We start from the raw sequence: 20,553 nt of genomic DNA on the forward strand, positions 1-20,553 counted from the left end.
TCAGCGCGCCGATCCCAGGAGTAGAGCCATGACCACAGTGCCAACCCGACCCGCCCCCGTCCCGATGACGCATCACAATCACCTGGCGGGCGTGTTCGCGCCGCAGCGCGACGAGATCGACGTCTCCGACCTCGTCGTGCACGGCGATCTGCCGAGCGGGCTGGCCGGCAGCTATCTGCGCAACGGCCCCAATCCGCGCTTCGATCCGATCGGCTCGTACACCTATCCCCTCGACGGTGACGCGATGATCCACCGGATCTCCATCGGCGACGGACGTGCGTCGTACACGAACCGTTTCGTTCGCACACCCATGGTGATCACGGAAGAGGCTGCCGGACATGCCATCTGGTCGGGATTGATCGACGGGTACACCCCGCCCGCGGCGGAGGTCGGGGATGCGTTGGCGGGCACCTACCGCGAGTTGCCCGACATCAACGTCGTGTCGCATGCGGGCCGTCTGATGGCGATGGCCGAGGCGGATCAGCCCTATCTCATCGGTCCGGATGATCTGGCGACCCTCGGCCGCACCGATTGCTCCGGAGCGATGCGTGTCGGCAGTACCGCCCACCCCAAACTCGATCCGGCGACCGGTGAACTCGTGCTGTTCAATTACTCGCTCGAGGCCCCGTATCTGACCTGGTCCGTCATCGGTCCCGATGGCACGCCCACCGTGCTCCCGACGCCGGTCGACGGCCTGACCGAGCCGATGATGATCCACGACATGGCCCTCACCGGCCGCTACATCGTGCTGTTCGTCTGCCCGCTCGTCTTCGATCTCGCGGCGGCGATGACCGGCGGCTCGTTGCTTTCCTGGCGCCCCGACGACGGCACGCGGATCGCGTTGATCCCGCGCGACGGGGGCGCCGTCAGGTGGGTCACTGCGGATCCGTGCTGGGTGTGGCACTTCGCCAACGCCTTCGACGACGCCGACGGCTCGGTTACCGTCGACGTCGTCGAATGGACCTACCCCGGCGGACTCGCTGTGGAGACCGCCCCGCCGACGTCGACGCTGAGCCGGTTCGTGCTCCGCCCAACCGGTTCCCTCTCGCGAACCGTGGTGAGCGACAAGGACATCAACATGGAGTTCCCCCGGATCGACGATCGGCTGCTGACCCGCGATCATCACCGGGTGGCGACGGTGGCCAAGGGGCCGGGAGACTCCGGCGATCTCGACAGCCTCTGGTTCCACGATATGGCGCGGGGTACCGAGACCTGTTGGACACCGGGTGTCGCCATCGGCGAACCGATCTTCATTCCGAACGCCGACGGCGACCTATGGGGTGCTATCGGCACCGACCCCACCGACCTGCGATCGCAGTTCTATCTCCTCGCCGCCGATGATCCCGGCGCCGGTCCGGTCGCCACCATCGAACTCCCGCAGCGGGTTCCGGCCGGCCTGCACGGGACCTGGCTACCCGCGTCGTAGACGCGACTGCTCCCTCATTCCCGAGCCGACGACACCAACTGTGGCTGCGCCGACCGATGTCCGCGAACGCGATCGGCCAGTGCGTCGAGGCGAGCGACCTGATCGTCGGTCAGCTCGATCTCGATCGCCGCGAGATCCTCGGTGACGCGGTCGGGATACCGCGATCCCGGAATCGAGACCGCGGGCAGACCGATCCGCCGACCCTTGTCGTAGAACCAGGCCAGTGCAAGCTGTGCACCGGTGGCGTCCACCTCGCGGGCGATGGCGAGGAATTCATCGAGAATCGGCTGATTGAACGCAAGGTTGGTGGGGGTGTAGCGGGTGATCTTCAAGCGGACGTCGCCGTCGACGAGATCGTCGTAATCCAACAGTCCGGTGAGCCACTTGCGGCCTAGCGTCGAGTAGGAGACGAAGCCGACCCCGTGCTCCTTCGCGGCCGGCACGACGAACCGCTCGACGTCACGCGACACCACGCTCCACTCGGACTGGATGGCCGCGATCGGGTGGACGGAGGAGGCCCGGCGGATCTCGTCGCCGGTCGCCTCCGACAGGCCGATGTGGCGCACCTTGCCCTCGTCGATCAGCTCCGCGATCGCGCCGACCGTCTCCTCGATCGGGACCAGCGGATCCACCCGGTGCTGGTAGTACAGGTCGATGTGATCGGTGCCGAGCCGACCGAGGCTCAGCTCGACCTGCTCGCGGATGTACTCGCGGTCACCGCGGACGCCACGCTGGCCGACTCCGCCGTTGCTGACAATGCCGAACTTGGTGGCGAGTTGAACCTCGTCGCGACGGGTCTGCAGCAGTTTGCCGATCGTCGTCTCGCTGCGACCTCCGCCGTAGCCGTTCGCCGTGTCGATGAAGGTGACGCCGTTGTCGACCGCGTGATGCAGGGTCCGCAGCGCGTCGTCGTCGGTGACCGCGCCGTACACATCGGTCAGCGACATCCCGCCGAATCCGAGTGGTGACACCTTCAAGCCGTCACCGAGTTGCACGAACGCTGTCATTGAGGTTCCTTCCGAAGGTCAGACGTGCAAACGAGGTCAGCGTAGGGGTGGCCGCGTGCCGCGGCCACCGATTATGTCTCCGTGATCCTTAAGGTAGTCGCGGGATTCGGATCGGGGAATCAGGTCCCTAGACGCTGGCATGATGGCTGTGGTGAGCTTCGACGTCCCCGAACTGAGCGGTCCTCCGGCACAACGCTACGCCGACCTGGCGGACGTGGCGGCTGCGTTGGTCGCCGGTGAACCCGACCTGATCGCCAACGCCGCCAACGTGTCGTCGTTGGTCTTTCATTCTCTGCCACAACTGAATTGGGTCGGATTCTACTTCTACGACGGCACCGAACTCGTCGTCGGCCCATTCCAGGGCAAGCCCGCCTGCGTGCGCATTCCGTTGGCGCGCGGAGTCTGCGGGGCGGCCGCGCGCACCGGCGTCACCCACCGTGTCGACGACGTCCACGCCGTCGCCGATCACATCGCCTGCGATGCGGCGAGCCGCTCGGAACTCGTGGTCCCCCTCATCGTCGACGACGGGCTGATCGGCGTCTTCGATCTCGACAGCCCCGTCACCGCCCGATTCGACGACGACGATCAGGCCGGACTCGAGCGGATCGCCGCGATTGTCGTCGAGGCATCCGATGTCAGCGGGCGCGCGCGGGTACCCGGCGAACAGCGGATCGGCGGCAGCTGAGACGAGTCGGCCGTTTCGCGGCTCCCCGCGTCGTACGATCACGGTGGGTGACGACGTGAGTCGCCGCAGATCGGAGGCGTGCTGTGGGCAAGAAGAAGAGCAAGTCGAAGAAGGCGCCGGGCGCCGGGAACGCGGCGACAAAGAAAAAGGCGCAGAAGAACACGGCACACGATGATGCGGCGCCGACGGACGCTCCGCTGAAGAACAAGGAGTACCGCACCGAACTCAAGGATGTGCACGCCGAGCTGGTGGCGCTGCAGGAGTGGGTGCGCACCACCGGGGCGAAGGTGTGCGTTGTATTCGAGGGCCGCGACACCGCGGGCAAGGGTGGTGTCATCAAGGCGCTCACCGAGCGGGTCAGTCCGCGTGTGTTCCGGGTGATTGCCCTGCCCACCCCGACGGAGCGGGAGAAATCGCAGATGTATCTGCAGCGCTATGTCGCGCATCTCCCGTCGGCGGGTGAGGTCGTGATCTTCGACCGCAGTTGGTACAACCGTGCCGGTGTGGAACGGGTGATGGGTTTCTGTACCGAGGAGCAGGCGCAGCAGTTCCTCGCCGACGTCCCGGAATTCGAACGCGCGATGGTGCGCTCGGGCATCATCCTGATCAAGTATTGGCTCGAGGTCAGCGCCGATCAGCAGACCCTGCGGCTGGAGAGCAGGCTGCATGATCCGCGCAAGTACTGGAAGCTCTCGCCGATGGACGTGCAGTCCTACGGCCGCTGGGACGATTACACCAAGGCCCGCGACGACATGTTCCGCTACACCGATTCCGGTTGGGCGCCTTGGTATGTCGCGAACACCGATGACAAGAACCGCGGCCGGCTCAACGTGATCACGCATCTGCTGTCGCTGATTCCCTACACGCCCCTCGACTCCCCCGACATCACCCTGCCCAAGCGGACGATCACCATTCCCGAGGCGGTCGATCTGCCGGTGGCGCGGGTTCCCGAGAAGTACTGACACACGCCTGATGCACGCACTCGTCGTCGACGACGACCTCCGCGCCGCGGAGACGGTGCGGCGCATGCTGGTCAGCGACGGGTGGGCGGTAACGCTCGCACATGATGGCATCGACGGACTCTGGCATGCCACGGAAGGGTATTTCGATGTCATCGTCCTCGACATCATGATGCCCGGGCTCAACGGCTACGAGGTGCTGCGTCAGCTCCGCGCGCGTTCGGTGTGGACCCCGGTCCTGATGCTCACCGCCAAGGACGGAGAGTACGACGAGGCCGAGGCGCTCGATTACGGCGCCGACGATTACCTGATCAAGCCGTTCTCGCTGGTGGTGCTCAAAGCCCGGCTGCGCGCCCTGCTGCGACGTGGCGCCCCAGAACGGCCCGCGCTGCTCGCCGCCGGAGACCTGGTGCTCGATCCCGCCGAACATCAGGTCCGGCGCGGGGACACCCCGATCAGCCTGACCCCCAGGGAATTCGCCGTCCTCGAGTTCCTCATCCGGCATCGCGGCACCGTCGTGTCCAAGACAGAGATCCTGCGGTCGGTGTGGGATGAGAACTTCGACGGCGATGCCAACATCGTCGAGGTCTACATCGGTTATCTGCGCAAACGGGTCGACGCCCCGTTCGGGGTGCACTCCATCGAGACCGTCCGTGGGGCCGGCTACCGGATCGGCTGACCCGGCGCGCTGTGCACGGAAGTGTCCCGCGCCGACGAGTCGTGCGCAGGTGTGTGCCCGGCGGACTCGGCGTTCGGTGAGGCCGTGTCCTGGCTGATCGGAAGTGTCACGACGAACGTCGAGCCGTGGGTGTGTCCGGGCGGCGGTCCACCGATCCGCACCGTTCCACCATGGGCGCGCACGATCTCGTAGACGATCGAGAGGCCGAGGCCGGAGCCGCCCTGATTGCGCCGGTCGGTATCGAGGCGGGTGAATCGCTCGAAGACCCGCTCACGCTGATCCTCGGGGATGCCCGGACCGTCGTCGCCGATGATCAGCGTGGCGTGCTCGGCATCGGCGGACATGTCCATCACGATGACCGACGACGTGTGGTGGGCGGCGTTCTCGGTGAGGTTGCGCAGTGCGCGCGAGAGTTTGTCGGGATCGCCGGTGACGCGGATCGGCCGGATCGTCGGTTCCACTCGTGCCAACCCCAACGACCGCAACCGGCGTATTTCCTCGGCGACGATGTCGTCGAGGTCGACATCGATGAGCCGCAACGGAACTCCACGTTCGTCGGCCTTGGCCAACAGCAGCAGATCGTCGAGCATCTGCTGAAGTCGGTGGGCCTCGGGCAGCAGGATCGTACGCACCGTGGGCAGGTCGACCGCGGAGTCGGTGTCGTCGGCCAGGTCGAGGATACCGACGACGGTGGTCAGTGGGCTGCGCATCTCGTGCGACGCATCGCCGACGAATCGGAGTTGCGCCTCATGGCTGTGATCGAGCCGCGCCAGCATCGCGTTCATGGTGTTGGCGAGCCGGGTCACCTCGTCGTCGGTGCTGGGGACCGGGACCCGTTGGGACAGATCGGAACTCGTGATCGTGGTGACCTGCTCGGTGATCCGGGCGACGGGGCGCAGCGCGCGTCCGGTGAAGAACCAGATCGCCACGGCTGACAGGATGGCCAGGATCGGCAACTCGATCGCCAGAAGGAGTGCCGTGTTGATCAGACTCTGTCGATACGGGCCCGACGACACGGCGGTCACCACCGTGTAGGTGCTGCCGGCGTGATGTGCGCCGGTCGCGGTGCCACAGTAGGTTCCGTCGTCGCCGGGTACCAGTTGACCGTCGATTCCTATCGATTCCCTGGGCGCAGGGCGGAGCGCGGTCACCGCGTGCTGGGGCGCGCCGGGTGAGGACGCGACGACGGTGCCCTGCGCGTCGATGATCTGCAGGAGGTCCACCCCGGTGCCGGGGGCCAACTCCTCGGGCGGGATCTGTGTGACGCCGCTGGCCTCGATCATCTCCGCCACCTCATACGAGCGGTATCCGGTGGCGTCGTACATGGACCGATCGTCGGCCCGATGCAGCATGAACAGCATGACCGCGGCGCCGATCGCGAGAGCGAGCGTCACCAGGGCCGTCCCGACGATCGTCGAACGCATGCGAACGCCTTGGTCGCGGCGGAACAGTGCCCGCCACCGATGCGATGCTGCAGACATGGGTGACTCCTTGCGATGCGCGACGGACACACCGACTGGTGACTCATGGTAGGCCGCCACCCGCGTCGGCAACAGGTCCCTGCGGCAGGTCACTTTCAGCGCGCCTTCAGGTTCGACGTCCCACAGTGTCTCCATGACCATCGCCCTCGGCGGTGCACCCACTCAGACCGACCAGGGTGCCCAGACCGATCACACCGACCGCACCGACACCATCACTGTCTCGGACTATGTTGTCAGCCAACTGATCTCGGCGCGGATCACCACGGCCTTCGGTGTGCACGGCGCGAACATCGAGGATGTCTTCGACGCAGCGGTCCGTGCCGACGGCATAACGCCGGTCATCGCCAAACACGAATTCGCCGCGGGCGCGATGGCCGATGGCACGGCCCGGATCTCCGGTCTCCCCGCTGTGGTGTTGACGACCTCGGGTGGTGGCGCGATGAATGTGGTGCCCGCGCTCGCGGAGGCCTATGACAGTCGCGTGCCGGTCCTCGCGATCATCGGGACCGCGCCCACCACCCTCGTCGGGCGTGGCGCCTTTCAAGACATGCTGTCACCGCCGGACACCATCGACCTGACCGCGGTGATGACCGCGGTCACCGGCTCGGCCTCTGCCGTCACGGCCGTCGGTGGGGTTCCCGCCGCGCTGTCGACTGCGTTCGCCACACTCCGGCGCGGGTTACCCGCCGCGGTGTTGTTGCCCAAGGACATTCAGTCCGCGCCACTGCCGAAGTCGGTCGCGTACGCTCCCGTCACGGACGAGGGGCCCGACGCCGCCCGGACCGACCCGCACTCGGCTGCGCGGGTACTGGGTCAGGTGGCGGTGCAGTCGGTGACCGCGGAGTTGGCTGCCGCACAACGTATCTGCCTGTGGGTGGGCGAGGAGGCATCGCGAGCCGGGGTGGGAGAGCGGGTACGCCGCCTGGCGGCATTGCTCGGCGCAACCGTCGTTGCCGCACCCGGTGGCCGCGACATCCTCCGCGCCGATCGCGGTGTCACCACGGCAGCAGCCGGGGTGACCGGCGTGATGGGGCATCCGTCCGCACACCGCGCGATCGTCGACGCCGATCTCTGCCTCGTCGTCGGATGCCGTCTGACCATGACCGACCGGGCCGGGCTCGACGACGCCCTGGCGCAGACCAGGGTCATCCACCTCGGCGCCGAGCCGCCGCGTGCCCCCGGCCTCGCCGACCATGGTCCGACCGATGACCTACCTGCGGCTCTCGATCAGATCATCGACGAGTTCACAGGTCAGTACGGCGCCCGCCCACCTGCACACATCGCGCCCGTCGAGTACCTCGCCACGCCACCCGGATCGCCGGATTTCCTGGATATGCGTTCGGTCATCGAGGAGATCGGTGCGGCGCTGCCGGCCGAGTCGGTGATCTTCGCCGACGCGGGTAACACCGGCGCCGCCGCCATCCATCACCTGCCCTTCGGGGGCGGCCGATTCGTGGTGGCGCTCGGCATGGGCGGGATGGGCTATGGTCTCGCCGCCGGGATCGGGAACGCCATTCATGCTGCGGCACAGGGTGACTCACGCAGGACCGTCATCATCGCGGGCGACGGCGCCTTCCTCATGCACGGTATGGAACTGCACACCGCCGTCGAGTACGGTGCCCCGGTCACCGTCGTGATCCTCAACAACAACGCTCACGGCATGTGCATCACCCGCGAGCACCTGTTTTTTCCGGAAGTGGCCAGCATCAACAGATTCCGGCCCGCCGATATCGCCGCGGGACTCGACGCGATGTTCCCCCGGCTGTCCGTCGCGCACGCCGTCGAGCGTGCGGACCTGCGCCGCACCGCTGCGGATCTGCTGTCGCGCGATGGACCTACCTGCCTCGTCGTCGACGTCGATCCGGACGAGATCCCCCCATTTGCCCCGTTCCTCCCGAAAGGCACATCATGACCGCCGTACTCCCCGCTCTCTCCGACCTCGGCGACGACGCCGGCACCCTGCCCGGACTGACCCGGATCGAAACCCATCCGAGGCAGACGGCGACGCCGATCATCCTCGACATGTTGCGGTCGGTCTATCCCCACGATCAGATCTACGGCGACTTCTGTCCGGTACAGGGATACGTCGACGCCCCCGCGCGTGAGGTGTACGACTGGCTCGCCGACACGAGGTCCCTGGAGGAGTGGACCTACAGCCTGCGTGGCTTCGAGGAGACCGATGAGCCGGGTCTGTGGATCGCCCGGGACCGCCTGGGCGACAACACCGTGATCTACACCCGCACCGTCGCGAATCCCGACGCCATGACCGTCGACTATCACTGTGCGTGGGATCAGGGGCAGCATCTCTGGATGATCTACCTGATGCGGGTCGTCGACGCGCAGGTGGTGCTGAACAAACCAGGTGCCGTCGTGCTCTGGAACAACTGTCGGCATCCGTTCTACAACAACAATCCGTATCCGGAGACCGCTCCGCCGGAGCGTCCGGTGTGGGTCGGCGACTTCTGGGACATGTTTGCCGCCGGCCATCAACTCGAACTCGACAACCTCAGAGCCATCGCCGAATACCGACACCGCAACGGCCTGCCCATCACCCCCGATTGGATGCGATCATGACCACCGCCGCTCACCTCAGCCTACTCGACGTCGCTTCCTATCTCCCCGAGAAGCGGGTTCCCGCAGACTATTTCGCGCAGTACGCGGAAACCGACGATCTCATCGACAGTGTCATGTTCCGCGCTCCCGCCTTCCGGCATCACGCCGCGGACGACGAGACCTCCGCGGACATGATCCTCACCGCCGCACGGACCCTCACCGCCCGGCACGGCGATGACTATTTCGATGACGTCGACGTCGTCCTCACCCACAGCCAGCTGCCCGAGGTACCCATCCGAGGCTGCGGGGGAGAGGTCGCGCATCGACTGGGACTGCGACCGGCGACGGTGCTCGACGTGCACAACGGCGGGTGCGCCGCCTTCATCCACCTGATCGATCTGGCCGGTGCGCTGTTGCGTGCGGGTGGCGGGCGCAAGGCATTCATCGGTCTGGCGCAGAACAGTGCGGCCCAGATCTTCACCCAGGAGCAGGTCCGTGGCAAGCCGCAGGCCGCCATTCCCGGCGACGGTGCGGCCGTGGCGGTGTTGACACTCGACGGGACACAGGGGAGTCCGGTGTTGGGGCGGACCTGTCACTCCCACGGCGAGTACTCGGCCGACATGACCGGCGTCGCCGATCCGCCACGCAAGTACTGGGAAGCCGGAGCGGGACAACTCCATATCGGCTTCACCGAGGCCAAGATCGCCAAGGTGTTGGCCCGCGGGAACCGGCTGGTACCCGAGGTCGCCCTGGAGGTCGCCCATGCCGTCGACATCGCGCCGTCGGATCTCGACTGGTTCATCACCAATCAGCCCAACCGCATCTTTCTGCGGAACTGGCGTGATGCCATGCAACTCCCGGAGGAGCGTCACCCCGACACCTTCGACGAGTGTGGCAACCTGTTCGCGGTCGGCATCCCGGTGACTCTCGATACCGCCATCGCCGACGGCCGCATCACCCCCGGCGACATCGTGATGCTCGCCGCCTTCGCCCACGCCGGCGACTTCGCCGCGGCGGCCGCACTGCGCTGGGGAGGCCGGGAATGAGTCCGCCCTATGACCTGGGCAGCGGGGCGGCACAGCGGGTGACGCGCGCCCGGTTGGATCTCAACGAGTCGGCATTCCCACCGCTGCCCGCCGTCGTCGCCGCGTTGCGCGCCACCGCCGTGCAGGCGCATCGATATCCGGAGTTCCTGCCCGACGGCACCCGGCATCTGATCGCCGACCATCTCGGGCTCCCCGACGAGCAGGTGACCGTGGGTGCGGGCGCCACCGGCGTCGCCTTGCTGGCGTTGCAGTCCGCGGGGCGGCGTGCCCACGCGCGTGGCGTCGCGGCGCCGACGATGGTCACCGCCACCCCCACCTTCGACGGCTATCCGATCCTGGCCGACATGCTCGGCATGCCGGTCGTGTCGGTGCCGTTGCTCCCCGACGGTGACGTCGATCTGACCGGCATGCTCGACGCGATCACCACCGAAACCGCGGTCGTCGTGCTGTGTTCTCCACACAATCCGACCGGTGCCGTGATCGGCGAATCCGACCTCACCGCATTCCTCGACGCCGTGCCGAGCGATGTGTGGGTGCTCCTCGATCAGGCCTACATCGAATTCTGCGACGACCCACCGGATCTGGACGGGATCATCACGGATCGACCCGACGTCGTGGTGGTGCGGACCTTCTCGAAGGCCTACGGGCTGGCGGCACTGCGCATCGGATACGGGGTGGGAACGCCGCGAATCATCGACGACATCCGCCGGTACGAGGTGCCCTTCGCGATCAGCCCCGCGGCCGCCGCCGCACTCCCGGTGGCACTGGCCGCCGACGACGAACTGCGCCAACGGGTTCGTCAGACCCGCGGTGAGCGAGCTCGGCTGGCCCGGCTCCTCGCCGAGATCGGTGCCCCCACCCTCGCGGGCCAGGGCAACTTCCTGTTCGTCCCCGGTGCCGACGGGCTGGCGCTGGGGAGGTTGCTGCGGACCTGCGACGTCCTCACCAAGGAGTGCGGGACGCACGGACTCCGCATCACCATCGGCGACCGGAGCTGCACGGATCGAATTCTCGCAACGCTGCGGACGACCGCACTCACCGTGTGAGGATCCCTCTGTGAACCAGGCAATCACGACACGCCGAGCAGGGTCCTCGTCGGCCGTCATCGGCCCGCAGATCTCGCGGCGTACCTTCCTGCGCGGTGCGCTGGGCACATCGGCTGTCGCGATCGGAGCCGTTGCCGCGACGTCGACTGCGACCTCCGCGATCGCGGCGCCGGGAGATGGAATGCCGGGCGCCGGAGCGTCGACGGCGATCGTCATCGGCAGCGGATTCGGCGGCGCCGTCGCGGCGCTCCGTCTGGGGCGCGCGGGATTCCGCACCACGGTGCTGGAGCGAGGCCGCCGCTGGCCCATCCGCGCGGACGGCAACACCTTTGCCACCTTCGACGCACCGGACAGGCGGGCCGCCTGGTTCAGTGACACCGCGGGCATCTCGAGCGCCCTGCAGGTTCCGGTCCAGCGTTACCCCGGCGTCCTCGAGAGCATCAAGGGCAACGGGATCGAGGTGGTCTACGGGGCGGGCGTCGGCGGCGGTTCACTGGTGTTCGGCGCGTTCTCGCTGCAGCCGGACGAAGCCGATTTCGACGAGGTGTTCCCCGGCGGCACCGGCTACGACGAACTCGCCGCAGAGTATTACCCGCGCGCCCGTCAGATGCTGCGCGCCAGTCATCTGCCCGCTGACATCCTGGCGCACCCGAACTACACCGGATGCGCGACGACTCCATGCCCGACGGGCCGGCCGCCATCATCTATCAGGCCAGCCCGTTCCCGACGGGTCTGGCCGGGCTGGCCACCACCCACCTCATCCAGGTGCACACCGACGAACGAGGCACGATCGACTACGACCACGGCTCCGGAGGCACCTCGCTGACCTATCCGAATCCGGAGGGGACCAGCGTCCTGGACCGGCGGGGCGATCGCCTTCGCGAATCGCTTCCATCAGCGCACCAAGGTGCGCCACGGCACGCCCCTCAATGGCATCCCGATCTACTCGCGTGCTTCGGGATTCGGTTCTGCGTCAACGTTTCACGGCCTCGGTGGGGTCGTGGCCGGGAGCGCTGCCGACCTCGACGGGGCGGTGCGCGGCTATCGCAACCTCTATGTCGTCGACGGTTCGTTCTGCCCCGGCGCGGTGGGGCTGGTGAATCCGTCGTTGACCATCACGGCCCTCGCCGAGCGCACCATGGACCGGTTCCTCGCCGCACGGTGATGTCGCCGAGGAGTCCGGCGAAGACCGCTGCAGTTTCGTAGAGTGCGGGCATGACGACCCGATCCCACCTCGTGATCTGCGGATTCTCCGGGATCGGCGTGCAGATCGTGGAGCAACTGATCGCCTCCGGCGAGTCGGTCGCGCTGGTCGTCCGGTCGATGACCCCCGAACTCGACGCCGCCCTGCGCGCCTGGCAGATCGAGGTGCACACGGCCGTCGTCGGTGTCGACGACGCGCTGGAGAAGGCGGGTATCGGAACTGCTGCCGCAGTGCTGTGCATCGACGACGACGAACTATGGAATCTCGAGGCGTCCTTGGCCGCCGCACAGCGCCGCCCCGACGTCCGGGTGATCACGCAGATGGCGAATACCACCGTGCGCGGCGCCCTCGACGACGACGACCTGCCCGGCGTCACCTTGGACATCGCCGAACTCGCCGCTCCGGCAGTGATCGAGGCGTGTGTCGGAGTGCAGGAGCATCACCTGGAGATCGAGGGCACCGACTTCGTCGCCGCCCAACTGTCGGTGCCCTGGTCGTCGACGTTGCGCGATCTCTATGGAGACCTGGCACCGGACGCCGTGACCGCCGATCATGACCGTCCGCATGCACAGGTGCTGGCTTGTCCCGGCCGGGACCTGAGGGTCGAGCAGGGCGACATCGCGACGATGTTCGGTACCCGGATCAGTTCTCGGACAATCACATTCGACTCGGCGCTACCGTGTCCTCGTTCGCGGACGGCGCGGCGGCGTCACCGGGGCCGCTGCGCCGGATGCAGCACGCGGTGTCGTCGTTCGTCCAGGACGTGAACCCGAACTTCTTCCGGATGCTGGGTGTTCTCGCGACGCTGCTGACGATCTCCACCATCGTGCTGCGGTTCGGATATCAGCGGCCCGGGATGTCGGTGTTGGACGCGATCTACTTCAGCACCGAGACGGTCGCGACCGTCGGATACGGCGACTTCAACTTCTCCCTGCAGCCGACGTGGCTGCGGGTCTGGTCGATCGTGCTGATGTTCGCGGGTCTGACGACCACCGCGCTCATCATGGCCTTCCTCGCCGAACTGCTTGTGTCCCGGCGTATTTCGACGACAATCGGTCGACGCCGCGCCCGCTTCATGTCCGGTCATGTCGTGGTGATCGGCTTGGGTACCTTCGGGATTCGCGTGGCGACGGAATTGCGGGCCCGCGGTCATGAGGTGGTCATCGTCGAGGTGTCGGAGGCCGACCGCCACCTGAGTGCCGCGCGGGCGCTCGATATCCCCATCGTCTTCGGCGACGCCACCCTGCCCGAGACCCTGCAGGCCGCGGGGGTGTCACGGGCGTCGGCGGTCGCCGTCCTCACGAGCAGCGACATGGTCAACGTGGAGGTCGGCATCACCGCGCGGGGAGTCCTCGGCGAGAGGTGGTCCGATATGCCGGGTACGCGAGGTGTGCCCGTGGTGATGCGCGTGTTCAATCGTTCGCTCGCGGAATCGGTCACCGAACGCTTCGACTTCCGCAACGTGCAGTCGACGGTGGAACTGGCCGCACCCTGGTTCATCGGTGCGGCACTCGGAATCGAGGTGCTGGGCACCCTGTCCGTGCGATCACAGTCGTTCATGGTGGGGCGGATCTCCATTCACCCGGGGAAGGGTCTCGATGGTGTTGCCATGCAGGAACTCTCGGCCCACACCCGAGTCGTCGCCATCGCCCGGGCCGACGGCGCGCTGGAGTACCCGCCGCGTCGTGGCACGAGCTCCGCGGCCGGCGATCGCGCCTACCTGCTCGGACCCTATGAGGAGTTGCTGTCCCTCCTCGATCAGCAGCGGGGCAGCGCACCGGACGGCGAATTCATACCCGAAGGGTGATACAGGCGGGGGTGCGTGGGAGCACACTGGAGTCATGACCGCCCCAAGCGCCGATGATGTCGGTTTCGGACCCGTTGACTACCTGATCGTCGAATTCCCGAAGGGTCGCCGCCCCGACGGATCCGCCTTGACACTCCTCCTGGACCTCGTTCACAAGGACATCGTCCGCGTGCTCGACCTCACCTTTGTCCAGCGCGCCGAGGACGGCACGATCTCTTCGGCCACCATCCGCGATCTGGATCTCGACGGCGAGCTCGACGTCGCGCTGTTCGCGGAGGCGGAGAGCGGATTGATCGACTCGTCCGACATCGACGAAGCAGGCCAGATCCTCGATCCGGGTTCCTCCGCGGCGATCCTCGTCTACGAGAACCACTGGGCTGCACCGTTTGCCACGGCGCTGCGCAAGACCGGCGCCCAACTCGTCGCGTCGGGCCGCATTCCCGCCGCCGACGTCGAGGCGGCGTTCGAGTCGCTCGACGCCTGACCCGACCCACATCACATCGCATCAGTAGGAGAGTGAACAACCATGCCAGGACTTCTGCGCGGCGTCGCCCGCACCGCCGTCATCGCGGGTACCGCGACCTCGGTCTCGAATCGTGTTTCGCGACGTCAGGGCGAGCGCTGGGCGCGTGAGGCGCAACAGGCCCAGCCGCAGTACCGCCAGCCGGTCTATCAGCAGCCCGCCCCGGCTCCCGCTCCCGCGGCCGGCGGCGCCGATGACCGGATCGAGCAGCTCAAACAGCTCGCCGAGCTGAAGAACCAGGGAATTCTCACCGATGCCGAGTTCGCCGCGGAGAAGGCGCGCATCCTCGGTTCCTGAGACTTCCCCTCCGCACTGCGGGCCGTCAGCATTCCGACGGCCCGTAGTCGCGTCGTCTGTAGTTGCGTCCGAAGGTCGCCGGTCGGGTGGATACTGTGACCACGCACCGGGGACCGGCCGTCGTCGGTAGGAAGGGGTCGCTCGCGTGGACCTCAAGCGCCGCATGAGCGCGGTGATCGCACTCATCGGAGTCGTGCTGCTCGCCATGTTGATCGGCGGGTTCCTGTTCCGGAATGTCGCGGCGGCGCTGCTGGGTCTCGCCGGACTCGCCGTCGCCGTCGGCGCGTTGTGGTGGGTGATCACCGAGCGTTCCGGACGCCGCATCCTCGGCGCGGTGGGGGTGCTCGCCGGGCTGGCGCTGATCGGACTCGCGCTCGCCCTGGCGGTATCGAGCGCCGAGGGCTTGGTCTGGCGGATGCTCCTCCTCGTCGCGATCGTCGTCGGAATCACCGCTGCCGGACGGTACGCGCTGCGCAGCGACCTGCGTGCCGCCGATCTCGATCGTCATCGCAGACCACCGAGCAAACCGGTCCTCATCTGCAACCCGAAGTCCGGTGACGGCAAGGTCGGGAAGTTCGGGATCGTCTCGGCAGCAGAGGAACTCGGTGTCGAGGTGATCACCCTCGACCCCGACGACGATCTCGAGCAACTCGCCCGCGACGCCGTCGCCGGGGGCGCGGATTGCCTCGGCATGGCCGGCGGCGATGGGTCACAGGCGCTCGTGGCGTCGGTCGCCGTCGAACACGATCTCCCGTTCGTCTGCGTCAGCGCAGGCACCCGTAATCACTTCGCGCTCGATCTCGGCCTCGATCGCGACGACCCCATCTCCACGCTGCAAGCCTTCCGGGACGGCATCGAGCGACGGGTGGATTATGCCACGGTCGACGACCGGTTCTTCGTCAACAACGTCTCCCTCGGTGTGTATGCGACTGTTGTGCAACAGGACTCGTATCGCGCGAACAAGGCGCGCACCGCGGCGTCCATGTTGCCCGATCTGCTGGGTCCCGAATCCCGGCCGTTCGATCTGCAGTTCACCGCCCCCGACGGCCGCGAGATCGACGGTGCGTTCGTCGTGTTGGTCTCGAACAATCCGTACGCCGGCGCCCTCACCGACACCGCCACCCGTCGTCGCATGGATACCGGCACCCTCGGCGTCATCGCGGTGTCGACGGCAACCGGTGCGGAGGCCGCCCGCCTGATGACACGATCCGCACTCGGGTTGCGCAAATCCAGCCCGTACTGGCACGAGTTCACCGCGGCGACCTTCGAATTACGTTCGCGCAGTGGGGAGATCTACGCCGGCGTCGACGGCGAGGCGCTGCAACTCCGGTCTCCGCTGCGGTTCCGGAGTCACCCGAAGGGGTTGCGCATGCTGGTGCCCGCGGGAAATCGGGCAGCGGCCGAACGACGCGGCGCGCGGGAAGTGGGCGTCCGCGCCTTCTGGGATATCGCGGCCGGTCGGGCACGCAACACCCCGGCGACGTAAGCGCCGCGGGACGGGCACTCGGGGCCTAAGGTGTGAAAGATCGCACCACGGAAGGTTTGAGATGGCCGCTCCTGTCGTAGTTCCCGCGCAGACCCCCGGGCTCCGCGAGCTCACCGTGCGCGGTATCGTGCTCGGTGGCCTCATCACGCTGGTCTTCACCGCCGCGAATGTGTACCTCGGGCTCAAGGTGGGCCTCACCTTCGCCACCGCCATTCCCGCTGCGGTGATCTCGATGGCAGTCCTGCGCTTCTTCGCGAATCACTCGATCGTCGAGAACAACATCGTGCAGACCATCGCGTCGGCGGCGGGCACACTCTCGGCCATCATCTTCGTGATCCCGGGCCTGGTGATGATCGGGTGGTGGACAGGCTTTCCGTACTGGATCACGGTGGCGGTGTGTGCGGTCGGCGGCATCCTGGGCGTGATGTATTCGATCCCGTTGCGCCGGGCGTTGGTCACGGGCTCGGATCTGCCCTACCCCGAAGGTGTTGCGGCAGCGGAGGTCCTGAAGGTCGGCGAAACCACCGAGGGTGCGGAGAGCAACCGCGCGGGCCTGACCGCCATCATCATCGGTTCTGTCGGATCGGCCTTGTTCGCGCTGCTCGCCAAGATGCGACTGGTCAGCGACTCGGTGTCTGCGGTGTACCGGATCGGTTCGGGCGGTTCGATGTTCGGCGCGAGCCTGTCGCTCGCGTTGATCGGCGTCGGACATCTCGTCGGTCTGACCGTCGGAATTGCGATGCTTGTCGGACTTGTGATCTCATTCCTGATCCTCATGCCGATCTATTCGTGGGGCGAGTTCACGTCCGCGACCGGCGCGGTCGGCGACGTGCTCGACACGGTCTTCTCCAGCGAGGTCCGGTTGGTCGGTGCCGGGGCGATCGCGGTGGCGGCCATCTGGACCCTCGTGAAGATCCTGCGGCCGATCATCCGTGGAATCACCGGTGCCATGGCGTCGGCGCGCTCGCGGCGTGAGGGCGTCACCGTCGACATCACCGAACGCGACATCCCGTTCCCGTTCGTCGCGGGAGCCGTGGTCGCGCTGATGATCCCGATCGGTCTACTCCTCTGGGATTTCGTCCACACCCCGTCGGCGACCGGCGCGGAGCCGTTGATGGGATCGGCCGCAGGCATCATCACCGCGACCATCGTCTTCATCATTGTCGTCGGCTTGGTCATCGCGGCGGTCTGCGGCTACATGGCCGGTTTGATCGGATCGTCGAACAGCCCCATCTCCGGCGTCGGGATCCTGGTCGTCATCGTCGCGGCGCTGCTCGTCAAGATCGTCTTCGGTGCGGCGACCGGGGACGAGACCGACGCGTTGATCGCCTACACCCTGTTCGCGGCGGCCATCGTGTTCGGCGTCGCCACGATCTCCAACGACAATCTGCAAGACCTCAAGACCGGTCAGCTCGTCGGCGCGACGCCGTGGAAGCAGCAGGTTGCCCTGATCATCGGTGTCATGTTCGGCTCGGTGATCATCCCGCCGATCCTGGACCTGATGAACAACTCGTTCGGATTCGCAGGTACCCCGGGCGCCGGCGAGGACGCGCTCTCCGCCCCGCAGGCCCAGTTGCTGTCGACGCTGGCGACCGGCGTGCTCGGTGGTTCGCTGAACTGGGGTCTACTCGGCATCGGCGCACTCATCGGCGTGGGCGTGATCATCGTCGACGAGTTACTCGGACGCACCACGAGTCGTCTGCGCCTCCCACCGCTCGCCGTTGGCATGGGCATGTACCTTCCGATGTCGCTGACGATCGTCATCCCCATCGGCGCGATCATGGGCGTTGTCTACAACAAATGGGCCGACCGCAGCGGCGGCAACGTCGAGCACAAGAAGCGGATCGGCGTGCTGCTGGCGACCGGTTTGATCGTCGGTGAGAGCCTCTTCGGTGTGCTGTTCGCCGGCATCGTCGCGGCCAGCGGTTCCGACAGCGTGCTGGCGGTCGTCGGCGACGGCTTCGAGACGTATGCCCTGTGGCTCGGACCCATCTTCTTCATCCTGCTCGTCGGCGGCCTCTACAAGTGGGCGCAGTCGCTGGCGAAGGCGATGGACTGATCCCGATCGCTCACTTCTCGACAGTACGGTGACGCCGTAGGTGATCCGCTTTGACCGGCGCCCGGTGATTACGCCTCCGGTCGCGACCGCACCTGTGCGAGGAAGACGCCGACGGCGAGCGCCTCGAGGATCACCGCTCCCCAGAGCGCCGGGCCGATGGCCTGCGAGACGCCCGCCCCGCACAGTGCGCCGGCGAGGAATGCGAGCACCACAACAGCCGTCGCGATCGCGGCATAGACTTCCGCCGACGACCGTCGGCGCACGAGGTCGCCGACCGCGGCGACGAATCGCATCAGGTTGCCCGTCGTCGCGATACTCACGAAGGAGATTCCGCCGGCGGTGCGGAACAGTTCGAGCCGCATCCCTCCCACGAACGACAGTGGGATCACGAACAGCGCCGCGGGAGCACTCGACGGCAAGAATGCCAACACGGCGAAGACGACGAGTTGGAGGAGGAGGACCGAGCCGAGTGCGACCCTGGAGAGCGTCGGAACAACAGTGCGAAGGGCTTGGGCGGCGGCGAGTCCTGCCAGATAGGCCAGCAGCGGCCACGCGAATTTCGCCCACTCCTCACCCTTGACCACCCCCACCGCCAGGAACACCACATTGCCGGTCTGCGCGAATCCGAACACCTGGTGCCGCAGATAGAGAAACGCGTCGATGTACCCGCCGACGGCCGTCATCAGCACGGCGCTGATGATCCCCACCTCGCCCCGGATCGGCGGAAACAATGCCCTCGTCGCTGCCATCGCCGGGACCTCCCGCTGTTGCGCGTAGCCGTGGCGGTCGTCGGTTCACCGATACCGCCGAAGTGGTTGTGGCAAGACAGTAGCCGTCCGAAGCGGTGTCAGCGCGGCAACGCGGCGAGTTCCCTATCGCAGGATGTGCGCGAGGAACGGAGTCGAGTCCGGCATGGAGGCGAGGACCGCACCGGAGTGATCGGACTCGGGATAGACGTGCAGCTGGACCGGCTGGTTGTTGGCCTTCATCTGGGCATACAGCGAAAGTGCCGACGGCGCAGGCACATCCACGTCCCGCAGCCCCTGGCCGAGGAAGATCGGGCGGTCGTACCCCGAGTACGGAGTCTGCATGTAGGCGTGCAGCGCGGGTCCGGCACCCGGGATCGACAGCAGGGGTGCCCGGAACCAGGAGTTGACTCTGTCTCCCGTGAGTTCTTTGTTGAGAACCGGGTAGCAGGTGGCGCGGCCCTGGGCGAGCCGCGCGATCCCCTCGGGAGTCATTACCGAGGTGATGTTCAGGTCGGGACGGGAGTCGTTGAGTCCGGCGAGGATGTACGCTGTGTAGGCGTTGAGTGCGCCGGGCAGTGCGAACGGCGGGATCAGCGGACCGAGCTGCTCGTAGAGATACTCGAGGTTGGCGGGAATGCCGGTGGCCACGACGCCGCGGTAGTCGAGTCCCGTGCCCCGACTGAACTCGGTGGCGTACCGCGCGCCGTTGAGCGCGGCAGCGGCACCCTGCGACTGCCCGACGATCGCCCACCGCTTGGCGAGCGGCAGTCCGGCCTGCTGTGCGGACACAGCTGCGTCGACGATCGCGTGTGCCGCGGTGACGCCCTTGAGGTAGGCCATCAAACCCGGTGTGCCGAGACCCACGTAGTCGGCGGCCACCACCGCGTAACCCTGATCGAGCCAGTGCCCGAGGTACGTGTTGTCGCGGGCGCTGCGCGGGAACGCCGACGGGGTGCAGTCGTCGGCCATGCCCACCGTGCCGTGCGCCCAGGAGATGACCGGCCAGCCGCCCTTGGGCGCCTTGCCTTTCGGAATGAATATCGCACCGGTGCTCGACGCCATCCGGTTGTGCTGGTTCAGGGTGGAGAACTGGACGCGGTAGGACTCGGCAGCGGCCGGGATCGCGAGACTCGGCGCGAGCGGGACCTTCGCCATCAGCTGCCCGGATTGCGCGGGGATCGGGCCCTGATAGTTGGTGACGTTCAGACCGGACCAGTTCGGGATGCCCACCGACACTTCGTCGTCGGCCAGGGCGGGTCCTGCAGCGGCAACAGTACCGACGGTGAGGGCCGCGGCGGTCAGCACCGAGGCCAGCACAACGCGACGAGGACGGCGGGTGGAGCTTCTGAACGCAGACACAAAGCGGAGGCTAGCCGTCACTGCCCGCGGTGTCAGTCTGCCGGGTGAAGGACAGTCCCGAGGTCGGCGGTGTCCGGGACATCTCCGGATCGAGGGGCTGCTGATCACCGTGCGGATACCGATCGGTGGGGCGATCGAAAAGATGATGCCGATGAGTTTCGACGGTCCGTGGTGTCTCTTTCTGTGA

At 67.0% G+C, this 20,553-nt stretch carries 20 protein-coding genes; 16 read left to right on the forward strand and 4 right to left on the reverse strand.

What is annotated here, in order from left to right; translation table 11 throughout:
- Positions 1-28 precede the first annotated feature (28 nt).
- A complete protein-coding gene (locus ACZ4TW_RS15985; protein ID WP_465544132.1) occupies positions 29-1,426 on the forward strand; it encodes a carotenoid oxygenase family protein in 1,398 nt (465 codons plus the stop codon).
- A gap of 14 nt (positions 1,427-1,440) precedes the next feature.
- On the opposite strand, the gene ACZ4TW_RS15990 is transcribed toward ACZ4TW_RS15985, so the two are convergent.
- On the reverse strand, positions 1,441-2,433 hold the full coding sequence (locus ACZ4TW_RS15990; protein ID WP_465544134.1) for an aldo/keto reductase: 993 nt from the start codon (positions 2,431-2,433) through the stop codon (positions 1,441-1,443).
- 151 nt (positions 2,434-2,584) lie between these two features.
- On the opposite strand from ACZ4TW_RS15990, the gene ACZ4TW_RS15995 reads away from it, so the two are divergent.
- From ACZ4TW_RS15995 to ACZ4TW_RS16005, 3 genes are all read left to right on the forward strand, one after another.
- A complete protein-coding gene (locus ACZ4TW_RS15995) occupies positions 2,585-3,118 on the forward strand; it encodes a GAF domain-containing protein (RefSeq protein WP_465544135.1) in 534 nt (177 codons plus the stop codon).
- 83 nt (positions 3,119-3,201) lie between these two features.
- Positions 3,202-4,080: a polyphosphate kinase 2 gene (gene ppk2 / locus ACZ4TW_RS16000; protein WP_465544137.1), complete on the forward strand. Its 879-nt coding sequence runs from the start codon at positions 3,202-3,204 to the stop codon at positions 4,078-4,080.
- A 10-nt stretch (positions 4,081-4,090) separates the two neighbouring features.
- Positions 4,091-4,756 (forward strand): response regulator transcription factor, encoded by a 666-nt coding sequence (locus tag ACZ4TW_RS16005; RefSeq protein WP_465544139.1) that lies wholly within the window; start codon positions 4,091-4,093, stop codon positions 4,754-4,756.
- Here the strand turns inward: ACZ4TW_RS16005 and ACZ4TW_RS16010 are convergent.
- On the reverse strand, positions 4,741-6,180 hold the full coding sequence (locus tag ACZ4TW_RS16010; RefSeq protein WP_465544141.1) for a sensor histidine kinase: 1,440 nt from the start codon (positions 6,178-6,180) through the stop codon (positions 4,741-4,743). The genes ACZ4TW_RS16005 and ACZ4TW_RS16010 overlap by 16 nt on opposite strands.
- Before the next feature lie 190 nt (positions 6,181-6,370).
- Here ACZ4TW_RS16010 and ACZ4TW_RS16015 point away from each other — a divergent pair, with 190 nt between their 5' ends.
- The 12 genes from ACZ4TW_RS16015 to ACZ4TW_RS16070 all read left to right on the forward strand — a co-directional run bounded on the left by ACZ4TW_RS16015 (position 6,371) and on the right by ACZ4TW_RS16070 (position 18,258).
- A complete protein-coding gene (locus tag ACZ4TW_RS16015; protein WP_465544143.1) occupies positions 6,371-8,149 on the forward strand; it encodes a thiamine pyrophosphate-binding protein in 1,779 nt (592 codons plus the stop codon).
- Positions 8,146-8,811 (forward strand): hypothetical protein, encoded by a 666-nt coding sequence (locus ACZ4TW_RS16020; protein WP_465544145.1) that lies wholly within the window; start codon positions 8,146-8,148, stop codon positions 8,809-8,811. Before ACZ4TW_RS16015 ends, ACZ4TW_RS16020 begins: the two co-directional genes overlap by 4 nt.
- A complete protein-coding gene (locus ACZ4TW_RS16025) occupies positions 8,808-9,836 on the forward strand; it encodes a 3-oxoacyl-ACP synthase III family protein (RefSeq protein ID WP_465544147.1) in 1,029 nt (342 codons plus the stop codon). The genes ACZ4TW_RS16020 and ACZ4TW_RS16025 overlap by 4 nt, the downstream gene beginning before the upstream one ends.
- The gene (locus ACZ4TW_RS16030) at positions 9,833-10,882 is read left to right on the forward strand and encodes a pyridoxal phosphate-dependent aminotransferase (protein ID WP_465544149.1); all 1,050 of its coding nucleotides are present in this window, start codon (positions 9,833-9,835) and stop codon (positions 10,880-10,882) included. The genes ACZ4TW_RS16025 and ACZ4TW_RS16030 overlap by 4 nt, the downstream gene beginning before the upstream one ends.
- Before the next feature lie 10 nt (positions 10,883-10,892).
- Positions 10,893-11,708, forward strand: coding sequence for an NAD(P)-binding protein (locus ACZ4TW_RS16035; RefSeq protein ID WP_465544151.1), 816 nt, complete (start codon positions 10,893-10,895; stop codon positions 11,706-11,708).
- Positions 11,709-11,789: 81 nt separating this feature from the next.
- Entirely contained in the window at positions 11,790-12,047 is a 258-nt protein-coding gene (locus tag ACZ4TW_RS16040) for a GMC oxidoreductase (protein WP_465544153.1), read from the forward strand.
- A gap of 50 nt (positions 12,048-12,097) precedes the next feature.
- Positions 12,098-12,853 (forward strand): NAD-binding protein, encoded by a 756-nt coding sequence (locus ACZ4TW_RS16045; RefSeq protein WP_465544155.1) that lies wholly within the window; start codon positions 12,098-12,100, stop codon positions 12,851-12,853.
- Complete coding sequence (locus ACZ4TW_RS16050; protein ID WP_465544157.1) at positions 12,766-13,893, forward strand: potassium channel family protein; 1,128 nt, start codon at positions 12,766-12,768, stop codon at positions 13,891-13,893. Before ACZ4TW_RS16045 ends, ACZ4TW_RS16050 begins: the two co-directional genes overlap by 88 nt.
- A gap of 34 nt (positions 13,894-13,927) precedes the next feature.
- Entirely contained in the window at positions 13,928-14,377 is a 450-nt protein-coding gene (locus ACZ4TW_RS16055; protein ID WP_465544159.1) for a DUF6325 family protein, read from the forward strand.
- Between the two features lie 42 nt (positions 14,378-14,419).
- A complete protein-coding gene (locus ACZ4TW_RS16060) occupies positions 14,420-14,713 on the forward strand; it encodes an SHOCT domain-containing protein (RefSeq protein ID WP_465544161.1) in 294 nt (97 codons plus the stop codon).
- Positions 14,714-14,858: 145 nt separating this feature from the next.
- A complete protein-coding gene (locus ACZ4TW_RS16065) occupies positions 14,859-16,199 on the forward strand; it encodes a diacylglycerol/lipid kinase family protein (protein ID WP_465544163.1) in 1,341 nt (446 codons plus the stop codon).
- Between the two features lie 61 nt (positions 16,200-16,260).
- The gene (locus ACZ4TW_RS16070) at positions 16,261-18,258 is read left to right on the forward strand and encodes an OPT family oligopeptide transporter (protein WP_465544165.1); all 1,998 of its coding nucleotides are present in this window, start codon (positions 16,261-16,263) and stop codon (positions 18,256-18,258) included.
- 68 nt (positions 18,259-18,326) lie between these two features.
- Here the strand turns inward: ACZ4TW_RS16070 and ACZ4TW_RS16075 are convergent, their stop codons facing one another.
- Both ACZ4TW_RS16075 and ACZ4TW_RS16080 read right to left on the reverse strand, forming a co-directional pair.
- On the reverse strand, positions 18,327-19,007 hold the full coding sequence (locus ACZ4TW_RS16075; RefSeq protein ID WP_465544167.1) for a DUF1275 family protein: 681 nt from the start codon (positions 19,005-19,007) through the stop codon (positions 18,327-18,329).
- 123 nt (positions 19,008-19,130) lie between these two features.
- Complete coding sequence (locus ACZ4TW_RS16080; protein ID WP_465544168.1) at positions 19,131-20,312, reverse strand: alpha/beta hydrolase family protein; 1,182 nt, start codon at positions 20,310-20,312, stop codon at positions 19,131-19,133.
- Between the last annotated feature and the right edge of the window lie 241 nt (positions 20,313-20,553).

The organism is Agromyces sp. NPDC029043, from assembly GCF_055564615.1.

Bases quoted from the DNA above. Each gene is read 5' to 3' on its own strand.
- ACZ4TW_RS16020 (WP_465544145.1), top strand. From the start codon at position 8,146: ATGACCGCCGTACTCCCCGCTCTCTCCGACCTCGGCGACGACGCCGGC.
- ACZ4TW_RS16010 (WP_465544141.1), bottom strand. From the start codon at position 6,180: ATGCGTTCGACGATCGTCGGGACGGCCCTGGTGACGCTCGCTCTCGCG.
- ACZ4TW_RS16055 (WP_465544159.1), top strand. From the start codon at position 13,928: ATGACCGCCCCAAGCGCCGATGATGTCGGTTTCGGACCCGTTGACTAC.
- ACZ4TW_RS15985 (WP_465544132.1), top strand. From the start codon at position 29: ATGACCACAGTGCCAACCCGACCCGCCCCCGTCCCGATGACGCATCAC.
- ACZ4TW_RS16060 (WP_465544161.1), top strand. From the start codon at position 14,420: ATGCCAGGACTTCTGCGCGGCGTCGCCCGCACCGCCGTCATCGCGGGT.
- ACZ4TW_RS15990 (WP_465544134.1), bottom strand. From the start codon at position 2,433: ATGACAGCGTTCGTGCAACTCGGTGACGGCTTGAAGGTGTCACCACTC.
- ACZ4TW_RS16070 (WP_465544165.1), top strand. From the start codon at position 16,261: ATGGCCGCTCCTGTCGTAGTTCCCGCGCAGACCCCCGGGCTCCGCGAG.
- ACZ4TW_RS16045 (WP_465544155.1), top strand. From the start codon at position 12,098: ATGACGACCCGATCCCACCTCGTGATCTGCGGATTCTCCGGGATCGGC.
- ACZ4TW_RS16075 (WP_465544167.1), bottom strand. From the start codon at position 19,007: ATGGCAGCGACGAGGGCATTGTTTCCGCCGATCCGGGGCGAGGTGGGG.
- ACZ4TW_RS16005 (WP_465544139.1), top strand. From the start codon at position 4,091: ATGCACGCACTCGTCGTCGACGACGACCTCCGCGCCGCGGAGACGGTG.
- ACZ4TW_RS16025 (WP_465544147.1), top strand. From the start codon at position 8,808: ATGACCACCGCCGCTCACCTCAGCCTACTCGACGTCGCTTCCTATCTC.
- ACZ4TW_RS16030 (WP_465544149.1), top strand. From the start codon at position 9,833: ATGAGTCCGCCCTATGACCTGGGCAGCGGGGCGGCACAGCGGGTGACG.
- ACZ4TW_RS16015 (WP_465544143.1), top strand. From the start codon at position 6,371: ATGACCATCGCCCTCGGCGGTGCACCCACTCAGACCGACCAGGGTGCC.